14 protein-coding genes and 1 other RNA gene are annotated in these 15,792 nt (G+C 32.4%); 7 read left to right on the plus strand and 8 right to left on the minus strand.

All coding sequences use genetic code 11. The annotated features are described in order from the left end of the window. The first annotated feature begins 25 nt into the window (after positions 1–25). Positions 26–781: a hypothetical protein gene (locus tag Q0783_RS10010; RefSeq protein WP_298894800.1), complete on the plus strand. Its 756-nt coding sequence runs from the start codon at positions 26–28 to the stop codon at positions 779–781. A gap of 17 nt (positions 782–798) precedes the next feature. Next, entirely contained in the window at positions 799–1,329 is a 531-nt protein-coding gene (locus Q0783_RS10015; protein ID WP_298761360.1) for a nuclear transport factor 2 family protein, read from the plus strand. A 116-nt stretch (positions 1,330–1,445) separates the two neighbouring features. Here the strand turns inward: Q0783_RS10015 and Q0783_RS10020 are convergent, their stop codons facing one another. The 4 genes from Q0783_RS10020 to rnpB all read right to left on the minus strand — a co-directional run bounded on the left by Q0783_RS10020 (position 1,446) and on the right by rnpB (position 6,284). Beyond that, on the minus strand, positions 1,446–3,023 hold the full coding sequence (locus tag Q0783_RS10020; protein ID WP_298894802.1) for a T9SS type A sorting domain-containing protein: 1,578 nt from the start codon (positions 3,021–3,023) through the stop codon (positions 1,446–1,448). Between the two features lie 113 nt (positions 3,024–3,136). Further along, positions 3,137–4,150, minus strand: coding sequence for a T9SS type A sorting domain-containing protein (locus Q0783_RS10025; RefSeq protein WP_298894804.1), 1,014 nt, complete (start codon positions 4,148–4,150; stop codon positions 3,137–3,139). A gap of 86 nt (positions 4,151–4,236) precedes the next feature. Next, positions 4,237–5,865 carry a tetratricopeptide repeat protein gene (locus Q0783_RS10030; RefSeq protein ID WP_298894806.1) on the minus strand — a complete coding sequence of 543 codons (1,629 nt, stop codon included), beginning with the start codon at positions 5,863–5,865 and terminating at the stop codon, positions 4,237–4,239. A gap of 77 nt (positions 5,866–5,942) precedes the next feature. Then, positions 5,943–6,284: RNase P RNA component class A (gene rnpB / locus Q0783_RS10035), an RNA gene on the minus strand. Positions 6,285–6,386: 102 nt separating this feature from the next. Between rnpB and dnaX the strand changes: the two genes are divergently transcribed. From dnaX to Q0783_RS10055, 4 genes are all read left to right on the plus strand, one after another. Next, entirely contained in the window at positions 6,387–8,105 is a 1,719-nt protein-coding gene (gene dnaX, locus Q0783_RS10040; RefSeq protein WP_298894808.1) for a DNA polymerase III subunit gamma/tau, read from the plus strand. 10 nt (positions 8,106–8,115) lie between these two features. Further along, positions 8,116–8,679 (plus strand): hypothetical protein, encoded by a 564-nt coding sequence (locus Q0783_RS10045; RefSeq protein WP_298894810.1) that lies wholly within the window; start codon positions 8,116–8,118, stop codon positions 8,677–8,679. A gap of 2 nt (positions 8,680–8,681) precedes the next feature. Further along, the gene (locus tag Q0783_RS10050; RefSeq protein ID WP_298894812.1) at positions 8,682–9,263 is read left to right on the plus strand and encodes a tRNA-(ms[2]io[6]A)-hydroxylase; all 582 of its coding nucleotides are present in this window, start codon (positions 8,682–8,684) and stop codon (positions 9,261–9,263) included. A 67-nt stretch (positions 9,264–9,330) separates the two neighbouring features. Further along, positions 9,331–10,791, plus strand: coding sequence for an META domain-containing protein (locus tag Q0783_RS10055; RefSeq protein ID WP_298894814.1), 1,461 nt, complete (start codon positions 9,331–9,333; stop codon positions 10,789–10,791). 75 nt (positions 10,792–10,866) lie between these two features. On the opposite strand, the gene Q0783_RS10060 is transcribed toward Q0783_RS10055, so the two are convergent. From Q0783_RS10060 to Q0783_RS10075, 4 genes are all read right to left on the minus strand, one after another. Continuing rightward, positions 10,867–11,406 carry a porin family protein gene (locus Q0783_RS10060; RefSeq protein WP_298894816.1) on the minus strand — a complete coding sequence of 180 codons (540 nt, stop codon included), beginning with the start codon at positions 11,404–11,406 and terminating at the stop codon, positions 10,867–10,869. A 154-nt stretch (positions 11,407–11,560) separates the two neighbouring features. Then, positions 11,561–12,466, minus strand: coding sequence for a rod shape-determining protein (locus Q0783_RS10065; protein WP_298894818.1), 906 nt, complete (start codon positions 12,464–12,466; stop codon positions 11,561–11,563). A 1-nt stretch (position 12,467) separates the two neighbouring features. Beyond that, positions 12,468–14,519: a polyphosphate kinase 1 gene (ppk1, locus tag Q0783_RS10070; RefSeq protein ID WP_298894820.1), complete on the minus strand. Its 2,052-nt coding sequence runs from the start codon at positions 14,517–14,519 to the stop codon at positions 12,468–12,470. Next, the gene (locus tag Q0783_RS10075; protein WP_298894822.1) at positions 14,519–15,004 is read right to left on the minus strand and encodes a histidine phosphatase family protein; all 486 of its coding nucleotides are present in this window, start codon (positions 15,002–15,004) and stop codon (positions 14,519–14,521) included. The genes ppk1 and Q0783_RS10075 overlap by 1 nt, the downstream gene beginning before the upstream one ends. A 313-nt stretch (positions 15,005–15,317) precedes the next feature. Here Q0783_RS10075 and Q0783_RS10080 point away from each other — a divergent pair, with 313 nt between their 5' ends. Continuing rightward, positions 15,318–15,770 (plus strand): hypothetical protein, encoded by a 453-nt coding sequence (locus Q0783_RS10080; RefSeq protein ID WP_298894824.1) that lies wholly within the window; start codon positions 15,318–15,320, stop codon positions 15,768–15,770. Positions 15,771–15,792 lie beyond the last annotated feature (22 nt).

A 15,792-nucleotide genomic window follows, 5' to 3' on the forward strand; every position in this document is an offset into this window, starting at 1 on the left:
ACATATTAACTTAAATCAATTAATTATGAAAACTTTAAAAAGAGGACTAGTTATCCTAATTTCTGTAGTATTTACAGTCAATTTTGCGCATTCACAAGATGCACCAACCATGTTTGTTGTTCATACAGACAATGTGAAATTTGAAAAAATACCCCAATATGAACAAGCTGCCAAAAGTCTTAAAGACAATTGTGTAAAATACAATATCAAAGATGTAAACTGGACAACCATTAGTGTTGAGGATGGTCGTTATGTCTATGTCTCTCCTATTGAAAAAATGGCAGACTTAGATAAAAACCCAATGGAACCACTTTTTGAAAAAATGGGAGATGCAGCTGGGAAGTTGTTTGAAGATATGGATCAATGTTATGATTCTCATAGTAACGCTATTGTGCATTACAACCCTGAACTTTCTTATAACCCTGAGGGTTATAGTGTTGAAGGCAAAAATCATAGAGAGTATCACTTTTTATATTATCCTCCAAAAAATGCTAAAGCTATGAAAGAAGCAATGACCAAAGTAAAAGAACTGTTTAAATCTAAAGGCATCAAAAATGGTTATGATATTTATCACAGTGGTTTTGGAAGTACTGAGAGCTACTATATGGTATCTATTGCAGGTAAAGATGATGTCGCTATAGCATTAGGAGGCAAAGAAAATGATGAGCTTTTTGGCGATGACAAAGGAGATACATTCTTTAATGTAATCAAACTTACTTCAAAATATGATCAAGTTGAAGGTGATATTAGACCAGACTTAAGTTATAATCCATCTAATTAATCCAAAACAATTCAATTATGAGATCTTTAAAAAATATAGTAGCTCTATTTACAGTAGCCTTATTATTTCCAATATACACTTATGCTCAAGACACTAAACCAAAGGTTACTTTAGAATTTGAAAATGCTGAAATAGCAAATAAGCTTATTCGAAATTACACAGATGCACTACAAGAAGGAAACGTTGACAAAATGAATGCTCAACTTCATGAAAAAGCCATGATATATGGACTTGGTGGTGGTCTAGATTCTTTAAATGTAGAACAACACAAGACTTATTTTACTCAAAGCACAAACCAATATAAACACTCTATAAGTGGTGATTTATATTTGCCTGTTAAAGTAGAAAATAACTGGAATGAAGGCGAATGGCTTTTGTCTTGGGGAACAAATACTGTAACCGACAAAAAAACGGGAAAAACAATTGCAATTCCGTATCACACTGTATCGCTTATCGATAATGGTAAAATTGTTTTCATACGCTATTTTTACGACATGCTAAACATTCTAGAAAGTCAAGGCTTTACGATTACGCCCCCTAAGCAATAGTTGTTTTGAAATACATAAAAAACCCTTTACAACTTGTAAAGGGTTCTTTATTTAAGTTTGTAGCACATAAAGCCTCTATATAATCTTAAAAATAAACTAATTAACTATTACACATACTATTGCTTAATAAGTTTAAGTGTCTTAGTAGCACTCTTGTTGTATAGCCTCATAAAGTATACACCTGCATTCAATTGATGCATATCTACGTTCTCAAAGCTGTTATATTTTGTAATCACTAGTCGACCATTAATATCTAATATATCTAATCTTTTTAATTCATTATTAGTTGCATTGATATTCAAAATATCTACAACTGGATTGGGATATACAGAAATAGTATTTAACTCAAAGGTGTTTGTGCCTAACGTAGCAGCACAATCTTCAGAATATACAGTACCAGCATCTTTCATCCAACTTGAATAATTCCCTAAACCATTTGTTGCTGCTACTTCATTGTCAACTTCTACACACGATAAATTAGTATTGTTATCGGCTCTAAAAATAGTCATGATACCATTATTCCCATTCTTAACATCTAAAGAGGTTAACGCATTACTAAAAGCTAATAAGCTAACTAAATCTGGATTGTTTGATACATCAAGACTTTCAATATCATTATTCTGACATTCTATTGTAATTAATTCTGGATTACTATTAACATCCAAGTTTAATATACTATTTCCACCGCAAAAGAGTCTTTCTAATAATGGAAAATTAGTTAAATCTATGGATGAAAAGTTATTCCCAGCGATTTGATAATATATTAATACGGTTGAATTTAATAAAAGTGTAGACAGATTATTTGAATCTACAATAAGAACCTCGAGACTTGTACTATTACTTAAATCTAAAGTAACTAAGTTATTACGAGTTGCTCTAAACGTAACTAAATTGATTAAATTGTCTAGATAAATGACCTCAAGGTTATTATCATTAACCTGTAAGGTTTCTAAAGCGACAAACTCGTTGATACCAATGGCATCTATAATGCCCAAGTTCTCTAGGTTAATTGAAGTTACTGTACTTATTAAACTCTTATCAACTCTATTGTCATTAGCAATGCCATTACCTAAACTGTTGGATTCTAAATACGCTTCAAAAGCATCATCTGGCACATAGGTTTCGTTTACGCCTAAAACAGAATAAACAACACTAGATCCTGCGGAGTATGTTGCTGGTAAGTTTATGCTATTGTTCCAATCATCTGCTAAAGTTGAGTTATCTACCTCTACGCGCGTTAAATTTGCATTAGAAGATATATTAAGATGATTGATATTACTATTATTACCATTGGCAATATTTAAGCTGGTAAGTAAAGGACAAGCATAACTTCTTAATTCAAATAGTTGAAGATTATTAGACAGATCCAAATTAACTAGCGGATTACTATAACAACGCAATCTTTGTAGATTTAAATTCTGACTCAAATCTAGAGTCATAAGATTATTATTATTACATCTTAACTGTTCTAATGCTTCAAAATCCTGAATCCCATTAAGACTACTTATATTATTGTCTCCAACATTTAAAAAAGTTAGCGTATTTATATTGTTAGTTGGTACTTGTCCATCTCCTGGAATGTCATCATAGGCTGCTAATGCAATTTCAAAGTTCGCGTCAGGAATAACAGTGTATTGGGCATTTGCCGTGTATGTAAAGACTAGTGATATTAATAGTAGATAAAAATGTTTCATTTGTGTAGATTTAGTGTTTTTAATTTTTTGCAAAAATAATGGCTGTATTATTTTGGCTCATAAAAGATGAGTGTCAAAAGGTGTCGCTTATCTTTGTTAATGACTTAACAGCATTATTTTCTATTATTGACTATAAATTGTTTTTGGAAAGATTTGCCATCCTTAGTTTCTATTTTAATGACATAAGTGCCTGTTGATAAGGTTGAAATATTAATATGATTAACTATTTCAACCGATTTAGATGACAATACATTCTGACCAGCGGTATTATAAATCGCATATGTTCCATTAACAGATTGGTTAAATTGTAAAATGGAATCGGTTGGATTAGGAAATAATTTAAAATCTATCTCATTGTCAATAACGGTAGTAGCAAGTGTTTGTGCTGGTACAGATTTTATAATAATACTATAGTGTCTAACTGCATAATATTGAAAATCATCAGCATAACGACCAGTGGTATTATCGAAACAATTATCTGCTAAAGACCAAATTGTATACTCGTTAGAATTGGAAACAATAGACGAATAAATAGTCCATTGAAGACCCGATCCTACTCCAGTAGATTGTTCAAACTCAAGGTTGACTGTGTTTCCATGAGAATTAAAAACACTAAACTCTGGTTGTGTGCATTCACCTCCAAGTGAGTTACTTATTCTAAATCCATTTATTACAAAATCACCCGGCTCTTTATTTAAACTACCTAAATGCGTAAATACAGGCTTTTGCCCAATGATGTTTTCAAAATCATTAAGTTTAGTATCATCTATAGTTTGCTCTACATTATTTAAAGTAAATACTGTATTTATACCTTTTGAAAAATTTAAATCTGCAACAAATTCGGTAGTGACATCACCTAAGTAGACTATGAAAACTTTAGTCTCAAAACTAGAATCATTTAAGCTATATACTGGCAAGCCATTAAAATTTTGTATATCAGAAACTTGAGCTGAGCTAGCATCACTAATCACCATAATCAGGGCTTTATTATTCCCTGTAGGCACAGTAATAGTAACTGGTGAGTCTGAAGGTACTAAACCACTTAATGCCGTATTATCTTGAGTGATTTGAGCATTGGTACTGTATGTTATTAAACAAAAAAGTAACAGTAAAAAAGTAGGTTTCATCGATTAAAGGTTTAAAATTTCAGCTAAAATACATAGCTAAATGTTTCAAACCCATAAAAGACACGTGTCAAAACGTGTCAAAAGTCTTAATTGAGCGATTGAATAAAATCTTCTATACGTTGTGCTTTAGGAACTTGCATTTTCTTCCGAATACGACGACGCATTGATTTAACGGAGTCTTCAGAAACATTACGAATAGTCATAATTTCTTTGACACTCAAGTTTAAGCGCAATAAAGAAGCAACTTCCCGCTCCCCTTTTGTTAAGTCAGAAAAGCGTGTTTTCAAAATAGTATCGAATGCTGTATTTGTAGCGTCTATGGTATATTGCAAATTAGATAATTTACTTTCTGTTTCAATTTGAAGCCTTAAATCATTGGCCAGTTTTGAAATGAATTCTTTAGCATCTGCTGTCTCATTATCATTTCTAATGCGATCCAATAATTCCTTTTTAAAATCCAATCGCATCGTATTATCTGCAATAAGTTGTTTAACATTAACTTCTTTATTTTTAATCTCCTGATCTAAAGAAAGCGTCTCGGCTTTATGATTTATACGTGCTAATTCAATTTTATTTCTATAATTTTTTCGTACTAATAAGGTGATCACAATCGCCCCAATTAATGTTAGAATAAACAAAGCTAAATACAACCATTTTTTGGAGCGTTCATTTTCTGTAATCAATTTAGCTTCTTGCTGTTCTTTTTCAAAAGTATATTTCAGTTCTAATTCTTGAATTTGTGATACCGTTTCTATATTAAAAATAGAATCTGAATATTTTTTAAAGCGCTTATAATCTCTATAAGCTGCTCCATAATTCTCTAATTTATCCCATAATTGCGAACGCTTTTTATAGCCTTTTGCTATACGATGAATAAATTTTTCTTTCTTTGCTAATTTTATTGAGGAATCTACATATTTACCAGCCAGTTTATAGGCTTTAAGTTTTTCATAAACTAAAGCGGTATCATAGTAATTTCCGCACAAAGCCAATTGTTTTCCTTTGCGCTTCGAATAATCGACGTTTTTTAAACTAAGATTCAAAGCTGCATCATAGTCTTTCTGCTTTCTATAAATCGCTACTAAATTGTCATTAACCTCTTGAAGTTGTTCGTCAGCATTAAGTGTATTAAAAATGGCTTTTGCCTTGTTATAACAAATCAATGCCGAATCTAATTGTTTAGTACTACTATAAGAGACTCCAAGCATTAGAATCGCCTGGCCCACGCCGTGATTATTATCTAAAGCCTGATTAACTACTATAGATTTTTTAAAATATTGAATTGATTTACGATACTCTTTTTGTGACCTGTAGACCATTGCGATGTTATGATACACATCTGCTATATTTTTATAGTCTTCGTCTACTTCAAATCGTTTTAAAGCTTGGAGGTAGCTATCTAAAGCCTGAACGTGTTTACCCAAACGTCTTTTAAGCACACCATATTGAACTAATACTAAAGCCTTTTCATGATTAGTGAATTTTGTAGGTGTTTTATTAATTAATTCAAATGCATCATTAATGATATACTTTGCTTTTGTAAAATTATGATCCAATTCAAGTTCTCCCAAAGCCAACATAGCCCTTAACTTTTGAGCATCTGAATTAGCTTCCTTTAAATTACTTTCTAAAATAACTCTAACACTATCTATTTCCTGAGATAAAACTGAAAGTGACAAGGAAAAAAACAGGATATATGATATAATACATTTCATGTTATAAAACTAATGATTATCAAAAATCAGAACAGAAGAAAACGACCATAACTAAAGTGTCAAAACGTGTCAAAAAAGAAAAAAGCAGATCTATAAGCCGAATTCTGTACATTTTCTTTTTTTGAGAAAATGAATTCTCAAAAAAAGAAAAGCCCTTATCATTTATCTACGTTTACTATTACTAGCAAACTTTAGCTGCCTACCCTCCAACAATCGCGCGTGCAGCACTCAAGCGTTGGTATACATGACATTGCACCACATAGAGTTTACCTGATTTCACTACAGCTTAACCTGTACATTCTTTCTGTTGCACTTTTCCTCACCTTACGATGGATGGCTGTTAACCACTATGATTGCACTATGGTGTTCGGACTTTCCTCAGAGGCAATAAATGCCACTGCGATAAGGCGATCTGCTTGGTGCAAAAATACAATTAATTGTTAATAACTCCTCCTAAATTAAAGCTACATAATTCTTAATTTTAAACTGAATTTTTAACTTTGTTCTTCTAAGTTTTTTTCATGGAACACTTTGTAGTATCTGCACGTAAATACAGACCACAAACATTCAAGGATGTTGTTGGTCAGCAAGCTATTACAAATACTTTATTAAATGCCATTGAAAACAATCATTTAGCACAAGCCTTGCTATTTACTGGTCCGAGAGGTGTTGGCAAAACAACATGTGCTCGTATTTTAGCCAAGATGATTAATAGCGATGGATCGGAAACTGAAGATGAAGATTTTGCTTTTAATATCTTCGAATTGGATGCGGCTTCAAATAATTCGGTAGATGATATTAGAAGCCTTACAGATCAGGTTCGTATTCCGCCTCAAGTAGGAAAATATAAGGTCTATATTATCGATGAGGTTCACATGCTTTCTCAAGCAGCTTTTAATGCCTTTCTAAAAACCTTAGAGGAACCGCCAAAACATTGCATATTTATTCTTGCAACTACTGAAAAGCATAAGATTATTCCAACGATTTTATCGCGTTGTCAAATTTTCGATTTTAAACGAATTACAGTAAAAGATGCTAAAGAGTATTTGAAATATATCGCCAAAGAGCAAGGTATAAATGCTGAGGATGATGCCTTGCATATCATAGCTCAAAAAGCTGATGGTGCCATGCGTGATGCCTTATCTATTTTTGATCGTGTGGTAAGTTTCTCTGGAAAAGAACTTACACGAGAAGCCGTTACCGAAAATCTAAATGTTCTAGACTATGAAACATACTTCAATAGTACTAACCTCATTTTAGAAAATAAAATACCTGAATTGCTCATTCAGTTTAACCATACGCTTTCTAAAGGTTTTGATGGTCATCACTTTATAGCTGGTCTAGCCTCACATTTTAGAGATTTATTGGTTTGTCAAAATGAGCAAACCATAGAACTTCTTGAAGTTGGTGATGATACCAAAGCAAAATATCTTGAACAATCTAGAAAAGCGCCTCATGATTTCCTTATAAAAGGAATAGAGCTGGCCAACGACTGTGATTTAAAGTATAAAAGCAGTAAAAATCAACGCTTATTAGTTGAACTATGCTTAATGCAACTTGCCTCTATCACTTTTGATGGAGAAAAAAAAAATAGCAAACATTACATAATTCCGCCATCTTACTTTAAAGCTAAGGGCATCACTCCAATTCCTGTTAGCATTCCGAAGTCTAAGGAAACTTTAGAACCACAGGCAAAGACCGTTAAAGATAACGATCAAAATGTAGTTGATAATCCTATTACTGCCGAACCTCCAAAACCAGTTTTAGAATTAAAGAAAGACCAACGCACTTCTGGATTATCTCTAAAAAGTATTAGAGCAAAAAAAGAACATCAAATTAAACAAATGGAGGTCGTAATTGATGTTGATGATTTACCTACTGAAGACTTTACAGAAGAACAATTTCATGAAGCCTGGAACGCTTACATTGCTCAACTTCATAAAAAGGGCGAGAAAATTATGGCATCTATCTTGGAAATGGGCAAACCAGGATTGAAAGGAACAGATATACAGCTTGAGTTTCCTAACGATACTTTAAGAGTTGAATTAGAAAGAGCACAATATCCTTTAATGGAATTTCTTAGAAAAACACTACAGAATTTTAATTTAAAACTCGATATTAGTGTTAATGAGGAAATTTCAAAAAAATACGCTTTTACAACTCAGGAAAAATATGAGAAGTTAAAAGAGAAAAACCCGAGTATCGAAGTGCTTAGAAAAACATTTGGTTTAGATATTTAATACATATATCATGAAAAAATTAGTCCTATTAGTTCCGTGTTTATTAGTGTTAGTTTTGATGTCTTGTGATAGAAGGACTAGTAAAAAAGAGCAATTAGAAAATGCTGTTTTAGATTTCAATAAAAACTTTAAAATTGAAGCTTTAAAATCCTATTATCCTGAAACATACACAGAAATAAAAACAGATTCAGTAATTTCAAATACGTTTCTTGTGAGCATAAAAAATTACACATCAATGGTTAACGAAATTCCTGTGCATTCTTCATCAAAAAACAGTACAGAACTTACAATGTACCATCGTGTTTTTGAATCTGATATTCTAGTGGCTGTTTCTGATAAGATAATTTACGACAAGCATATTTCAGCAGAAGAATTTAGAGGTTATTCAAATTCAGAATTTTGGAAAAATGCGACGCTAGAACATATTTGGATAGATCAAGATGCCTCAAATACCAACACTTTGGCATTGGGTATCTCATTTGTAAATCCGAATAACAAAGCCTATAAATTCTACGAAATGCTCATCGATAAAAACGGTAAAGAGCGTTTAACTCTAATTGAAGATCACAGTTAATTATGCTTGGATTAAAACTACCAACAGATCCGCGTTGGGTAAACATTGTTGAAAAGAACGTAGAAGATATTCTTACAGATCACGCTTATTGTGAGCAAAAGGCGGCCAGTACAGCTATTTCATTAATTGTAAGTTTTCCTGAATATACCGATTTGGTTAAAGAGATGACTGCACTAGTCAAAGAAGAGATTAGTCATTTTAAAATGGTGCATGATCGCATTATTGCTAATGGTTGGGTTCTCGGTCGTGATAGAAAAGACGAGTACGTCTTACAATTACTCAAATTCTTCCCAAAAGGTGGCAGTAGAACCACTCAATTAATACATCGCTTATTGTATGCTGCTTTAATTGAAGCCAGAAGCTGTGAACGCTTTAGATTGCTTTCTGAAGAATTACAAGATAAAGATTTAGCTGAGTTTTACAGAAAACTCATGGTAAGCGAAGCCAATCATTATACGATGTTTTTAGGATTTGCTCGACAATATGGAGACCGCAAAGAGGTAGATAAAAAATGGCAACAATTGCTTGAATTTGAAGCTGATATCATGAAAGATTTAGGCAAAAGCGAAACTATTCATGGCTAAATTTTGTAACTTGTAAGAAAAATCAATCTTGCTAGTTATAAAAAAGTTTTACCTACTCCTTGTTTTCATGATAGTTCATATAAACACCAAAGCACAAACCGAAGTTTTGGGTGATTGGTATTTATACTCTATAAGTGTTGACAATACAACCAGCTATAACCAAGAGTTATATACAATTGATTATCCTAATCTTAGAATTATTACCGAAAACGGTATTTCTACTTTTGAGGGTGGCGTCTGCAATGCTTATTTTTCTAATTATTTAACGATCAATACAAATACGATTGAAATATATGGAGTGGCTTCAACAAATGGTCCATGTAATTCTGATGCCATTCAACAATTTGAACATGCTTACTTCCAAATTTTAGCAAGTCCATTAGACTATGAAATTACTGGCACAGGTTTGGATGAAACTCTAGTGTTAACAAACATGATAACTTCAAACTATGCGGTGCTTGGAAGGCGATCTCGTCCTACAGATATTATAGGTGACTGGTATTTATATTCTACAACTGTTCAAGGCGTTAATCTGTATAATGCCCAATTTGGCAATGGTCAGCCTAAAATTGCATTTACTAATGACTATGGTTATACAAGCTTTTTATATGATGGTTTAAGTTGTAATGACTTTTTTGGAGAGTATATTTTTAATTTAGACGGAACGCTTAGAAAACTAGATTTTTCAACAACTTTGGTGTTTTGTGACAACAATAATACAGATGAATTTAAAAGCTCCTATATAAATGATGTACTTGGAGCTACAGATGAAACTACCTTTAGCTATGATATTGTGATGAATGGCGATGAACAAACACTCATTTTAACTAATACTGATAATTCCAATTACGCAACCTTTGGAAATACACAACAAACGCCCAGTATGATTGGCGACTGGTTTTTGCACTATTTAATTGTAGATTCAAACCAAATCAATATTCCTGGATTTGCAATTCCTACGATAAACTTCTCTACGAATAGTGATAGTACTGGTTTGTTTTTTGATGGTTTTGCCATTTGCACTGGTTATGCTGGTAATTACTATTTCAATCCAGAACAAACCTTCAGCACCGATGGAAGTTTAAGCGTAACATTGGGCGACCCTTGCGACAATGCTGAAGAAAACAACTTTGAGAATTTATATTTATATTCGGTTTTGGATACAGGAGTTAATAATGAATTTGACTATCAAATTACAGGAACTGGTGACGACGCAACGTTATCTGTAATCAACCTTTCTAATGGAAATCAAGCCTTTTTTGGAAGACAAGCCTTATCTGTTGATGATGTTGAATTGAATTTATCTCAACTTAAGATTGATCAAAACCCAGTGACAAATATCATAGATTTTTCAGAAGACTATAATGATGCCACATATGAAATATATTCTATATCTGGTAGACTCGTCATGAATGGTAACATCACGTCAAATTCACTACCTGTAATCCAATTGCAATCGGGATTGTACTTCATAAAAGTATATAATTCAAGCATTCAATTTGAAACACTAAAATTTATCAAGGAGTAGATATTTCGGTAAAGGACAAAAAGAAAAAGCTTCAGTTGAACTGAAGCTTTTCTATTATATTATAATTTCTTGTTATTAGATTCTAATTCCGAATCCAAACTGAAATGTTGTGTTTTGCGCTTCTAGTCCGTTAGATGTATCTTCATCCAAGATATTGCTTAACCCATAATGCACTCGAGCATCAACAAATAATTCCTCATTGATCATATACTCGATTCCTCCTACACCAGAAAATGTAAAGGTTGAAAAGGCATCTTGATTTTTCCATGTTTTTAAACTCACCATTGGTCCAACACCCAAAGCAAACTTATCGCCTAAAGAAAAACGCGCCATAATTGGCATTTGGATATAATCTGCTCTTAAGTCGTCTGCTTTTCCTCCTTCTGCAGAATATTGAATCTCCAACTGAACAGAAAAAGTCTCTGTAACTCCATAGTCAACAAATCCACCAAAGGCAAACCCGTTTCTATGCTGATTTACAAAGGTCGCATCAGGATCAAAATCTAAATTTGAAATATTAACACCTGCTCTAACACCATAGCTTACTTCTTGTGAGAAAGACAATGTAGACATGGCAACGAATACTAACGTAAGTACAATTGATTTTATTTGCATAACAATTTTATTTAGGGTTCTCATTATATTGAGAGGGTATCAAAATTATGCTAATACGTAGCAAAGATTTGAGTAGGCTAATATATAATGAAAATTAAACATACAAAATAAATATTGGGTGTTACGCCCAAAAAAACGCTAAACGAACTTAAATTTAGATGTTTACGCTAGAAACTGTATTGTAGTAAATACTCTTTATAATGCCATCGGACAGACCGATTTTTGGCACATAAATGTCTTTGGCTCCACTCCACTTCATTGCAGAAAGATAAATACGTGTAGCAGGAATAATTACATCGGCACGATCCTGATTAAGATCTAATTCTGTGATGCGCTCCTCATAAGAATAGGTTTGAAGCTTATTGTAATAGGAAGTCAAGTAAAAATAGGTTAATGGTTTTCCCAAGGACTTCCCAGAAATCTTGAATATTTTATTAATATTTCCTCCAGAACCTATGAGATCTACTTTGTCATAGCCTTTAGTGTTTTGCTTAATCCAATCCTCTAAGTTTGACCATGTGTCTTTTTTTACAATATCATTCAGCAATCTCACTGTCCCAATCTTAAACGATTTGGATGCTACGGTGTTTCCGAGGTGAATTACAGAGAACTCGGTACTTCCTCCTCCAACATCAACATACAAATAGGTTTTATCTTCTTTTATATACGAATGCAAATCTGTAGCCGCAATTATAGCCGCTTCCTCTTCACCATCAATAATATCGATGTCTATATTAGCTTGTTCTAAAATTAGTTTTGCTATCTCCCTCCCATTAGTAGCTTCGCGCATTGCTGATGTAGCGCAAGCTTTATATGTGACTACTTTATGTGATTTCATTAATAAATTAAATGCAGTCATCGTATCCAGCATACGCTTTTTATTTTCCTCGGAAATCTCGCCATTCAAAAACACATCAGAACCAAGTCTAATGGGCACACGAACTAATGAGCTTTTCTTGAACTGCACAGGCCTTCCTTTTTGCTCAATAATATTCGAAATTAAAAGTCTTACAGCATTCGAACCTATATCTATTGCTGCATATTTTTTTATGGATAGCATATTAAGATTTCAGTTTTTTTTCAAAATAGTCATATAGTGCGAATTGAGCTCTAACCTTATCTTGGTCATTTCTTATATATTCATTACTCTGAGTTTCATCAATCACTCTAGCTTTAACATTGTCATTCCAACAAATATCAAAAACATCCAATAACTCTTGCTTGATATCGCTTTGATAAATAGGGCAACTCACTTCTACTCTATTTTCTATATTACGTGTCATCCAATCTGCAGAAGAAATATAAACTTTTGGATCGCCATCGTTACAAAACACATATAGTCTTGTATGTTCAAGAAATTTATCAATGATACTAATGACTTCAATATTTTCACTCATACCTTTAACTCCTGGAATCAAACAACAAATACCTCTAACAATCATTTGAATTTTTACACCAGCACGACTAGCTTCATAGAGCTTATCTATCATCTTATAACTCGAAATGCTGTTTAATTTCAATTTAATAAAGGCAGGCTTACCTTGTTTCACATTTTCAATTTCAATATCTATAAGCGCAAATAGTTTTGATTTAGTGTAATGAGGCGAAGTAATGATGTGTTTATATCTATAAATGCGGTAATTAGTTTCAAAAAAGTTAAACACTTTGTTCACATCCTTTAGTACTTTTTGATTGGCGGTAAATAAGGTGAAATCTGTATATATTTTTGCTGTAGACTCATTAAAGTTACCTGTACTTATAAAACCATAACGTTTAATATCTTTTCCTTCTTCACGTTCAATAACACAAATCTTACTATGGACTTTTAAACCAGAAACTCCAAAGAGCATGTTTACTCCTTCATCCTGCATTTGCTCTGCATAATCTATATTGGCTTGTTCATCAAATCTCGCTCTTAATTCGATAACCACAGTTACTTTTTTACCGTTCTTGGCCGCATTAATAAGAGAACTAGCAATATGTGAAATTTGTGCTAGTCTATATATGGTGATCTTTATCGTTTTTACCTTTGGATCTAATGCAGCTTCACGCAAAAATTTAACAACATATGAAAAGGTTTGGTAAGGTGTATGAAGCAGGTAATCCTTTTTGGCTATTGTGTTGAAAATACTTCGTTCTAGGCTCAAGCCCTTGATTTGCAGCGGATTAATTTTTTGATATAACAAATCTGTTCTTCCTAAACTAGGAAAGCCCATATAATCACGTCTATTATGGTAGCGACCACCAGGAATCACACTATCCTTTGAGTCAATTCCCATTTTGGTCATTAAATATTCAAGCGTTTCTTCATCAATGGTTTTATCATAAACAAAACGTACCGGATCACCAATTTGCCTGTCTTTTACACTATCTGAAATTTTCTCAATAAAACTTTTACTCAAATCACTGTCAAAGTCCAATTCACCATCACGAGTGATTTTAATCATATTAGCTGTGATATTATTATAACTGAATATATTGAAAATATCATCTAAACAATACCTAAGTAAATCATCAAGAATCATGATATAGCATTTGTCATTTTTCTTTGGAAGAACAACAAAGCGATTCATAGATTTTGGGATTTCGATAAGAGCGAATTGTTTTTCTGCATTGGTCAGTTCCATTTTAACAGCTAAATACGCAGCACTATCCTTGAGGTGTGGAAGGTCTACTGAATCGCTTAAAACAATGTTAACCAATGCAGGGCTAATCTGCTGAATAAAGTAATTTTTTATAAATGAGTGTTGCTCTTCATCAACTTGAGTTTCATTTATAATATAAATACCTTCGTTTTCTAATTTCTTTTGGATATTACTCAAAATGTCCAAACTTTTACTTTGCTGTTTAATTACAACTTGAGTAATGATTTCTAATAGATCAGCTGCTTTAATCCCTAACTCACTTTTCCCTCCTTTTCCAGCTTCATCAATACGCTTAACTGTAGCATATCGCACTTTGAAGAATTCATCTAAATTGTTGGAGAAAATACCTAAAAAACGAAAGCGTTCAATCAATGGAACACTTTCATCTGCTGCTTCTTGTAAAACGCGTTCATTAAACTGAAGCCAACTTAATTCTCTATTTATGTAACTATTTTTATCTTTTGTCATTATTTTAAATCTCTGGGCAAAATCATAAATCGTGTTGTTCCATGGCTAATTTCCGACCATGAATTTACATCAAAATCTATAACAACTAAACCACTTGTTGGAAGGTTATCAATAAATTTATCACCAAATATATTGCAAATAGATGTGAATGCATGATTATGTCCAAAAATCATAACTTTTTGATAATCTTCATCCAATTTTTTTATGAAATTAATCACATTTTCCCCTCCAAAATCATAAAGATCTGGATGAATTTCTAACATATCCGTTTCAATTTTTAAAATTTTCATAAAAATCTTACAGGTGGATAAAGCACGATTAGCCGGACTAGAATACACAATGTTTGGAACTAATAGTCTTTCTGTGAAAGCATTAGCTACTAGGTTCGCATCATTTATTCCACGTTTTTTTAATGGTCTTTCTTGGTCACTTACGTCATATTCCCAAGAAGATTTAGCATGTCTAACAAGTATTATTGTTTTCATAGATATTCGATTAAATGCGTTTTTTATCGATAAAATGTTGCATATTTCCGTTTTAACGAGTATTTTGCTCCCTTTAACATTTAAATTTGTCAAAGGTACTCGTAATCAGTTCTTTTGTTTAGTAAATTAAGTGTTTAATGACCCCAAATCAAAAATATATTAATATATCCATTTACCAAACATTGGTTACCAATGTTCTTCCCTCAAAAAAAATAGAAAATTTGATTAAGGCCCGCAAAGTTCCAATCACTTCTATTTGTATTTTTTAAAACATCGCTTAGCGAAATATAACATATTGTTAATTAATTTAAACATGAAAAAAATTGTAATTACAGTTTTACTAGCATGCTTTGGCTTTCAATCATTTTTTGGTCAAGAGCAGTTGAGCTTATCCTTAAAGAAGGATTCAGACAAAACCGTCAATGAAACTGAGCATTTCTACTTAATGGAAATAACTAACAATGCAAATAAGAGCATTGAGTTTAGTATTTCAACAGAAAATGTAACATGTGAAAATGTTAGTGCTCAGAAACAAGTTGCGCTTAAGCAGAATACTTTAAACAAACAAAAAAGTAATACTGCCAAAAGCATGAGTGTTGGAGCTGGTGAGACATTAGAGTTTTACGTTAAAATATCTAGACCCAAAAACACTAAACTTAATACTTGGAACTGTTCCGAAGTTAAAGCAATATCAAAAACAGGAAAATCATTAAGTAATCCTATAATAATAAAATCATTAATTCCAGATCCCAAGAGTTTTAATTAGTACAATCTAATTAAGCCACAAA

Source organism: uncultured Psychroserpens sp. (genome assembly GCF_947500255.1).
Classification (GTDB): Bacteria; Bacteroidota; Bacteroidia; order Flavobacteriales; family Flavobacteriaceae; genus Psychroserpens.

What these genes read in the sequence shown, in the direction of transcription:
- dnaX (WP_298894808.1), top strand. Translation starts at nt 6,387, where the DNA reads ATGGAACACTTTGTAGTATCTGCACGTAAATACAGACCACAAACATTC.
- Q0783_RS10065 (WP_298894818.1), bottom strand. Translation starts at nt 12,466, where the DNA reads ATGCTATCCATAAAAAAATATGCAGCAATAGATATAGGTTCGAATGCT.
- Q0783_RS10045 (WP_298894810.1), top strand. Translation starts at nt 8,116, where the DNA reads ATGAAAAAATTAGTCCTATTAGTTCCGTGTTTATTAGTGTTAGTTTTG.
- Q0783_RS10075 (WP_298894822.1), bottom strand. Translation starts at nt 15,004, where the DNA reads ATGAAAACAATAATACTTGTTAGACATGCTAAATCTTCTTGGGAATAT.
- Q0783_RS10020 (WP_298894802.1), bottom strand. Translation starts at nt 3,023, where the DNA reads ATGAAACATTTTTATCTACTATTAATATCACTAGTCTTTACATACACG.
- Q0783_RS10010 (WP_298894800.1), top strand. Translation starts at nt 26, where the DNA reads ATGAAAACTTTAAAAAGAGGACTAGTTATCCTAATTTCTGTAGTATTT.
- Q0783_RS10030 (WP_298894806.1), bottom strand. Translation starts at nt 5,865, where the DNA reads ATGAAATGTATTATATCATATATCCTGTTTTTTTCCTTGTCACTTTCA.
- ppk1 (WP_298894820.1), bottom strand. Translation starts at nt 14,519, where the DNA reads ATGACAAAAGATAAAAATAGTTACATAAATAGAGAATTAAGTTGGCTT.
- Q0783_RS10080 (WP_298894824.1), top strand. Translation starts at nt 15,318, where the DNA reads ATGAAAAAAATTGTAATTACAGTTTTACTAGCATGCTTTGGCTTTCAA.
- Q0783_RS10025 (WP_298894804.1), bottom strand. Translation starts at nt 4,150, where the DNA reads ATGAAACCTACTTTTTTACTGTTACTTTTTTGTTTAATAACATACAGT.
- Q0783_RS10060 (WP_298894816.1), bottom strand. Translation starts at nt 11,406, where the DNA reads ATGCAAATAAAATCAATTGTACTTACGTTAGTATTCGTTGCCATGTCT.
- Q0783_RS10050 (WP_298894812.1), top strand. Translation starts at nt 8,682, where the DNA reads ATGCTTGGATTAAAACTACCAACAGATCCGCGTTGGGTAAACATTGTT.
- Q0783_RS10055 (WP_298894814.1), top strand. Translation starts at nt 9,331, where the DNA reads ATGATAGTTCATATAAACACCAAAGCACAAACCGAAGTTTTGGGTGAT.
- Q0783_RS10015 (WP_298761360.1), top strand. Translation starts at nt 799, where the DNA reads ATGAGATCTTTAAAAAATATAGTAGCTCTATTTACAGTAGCCTTATTA.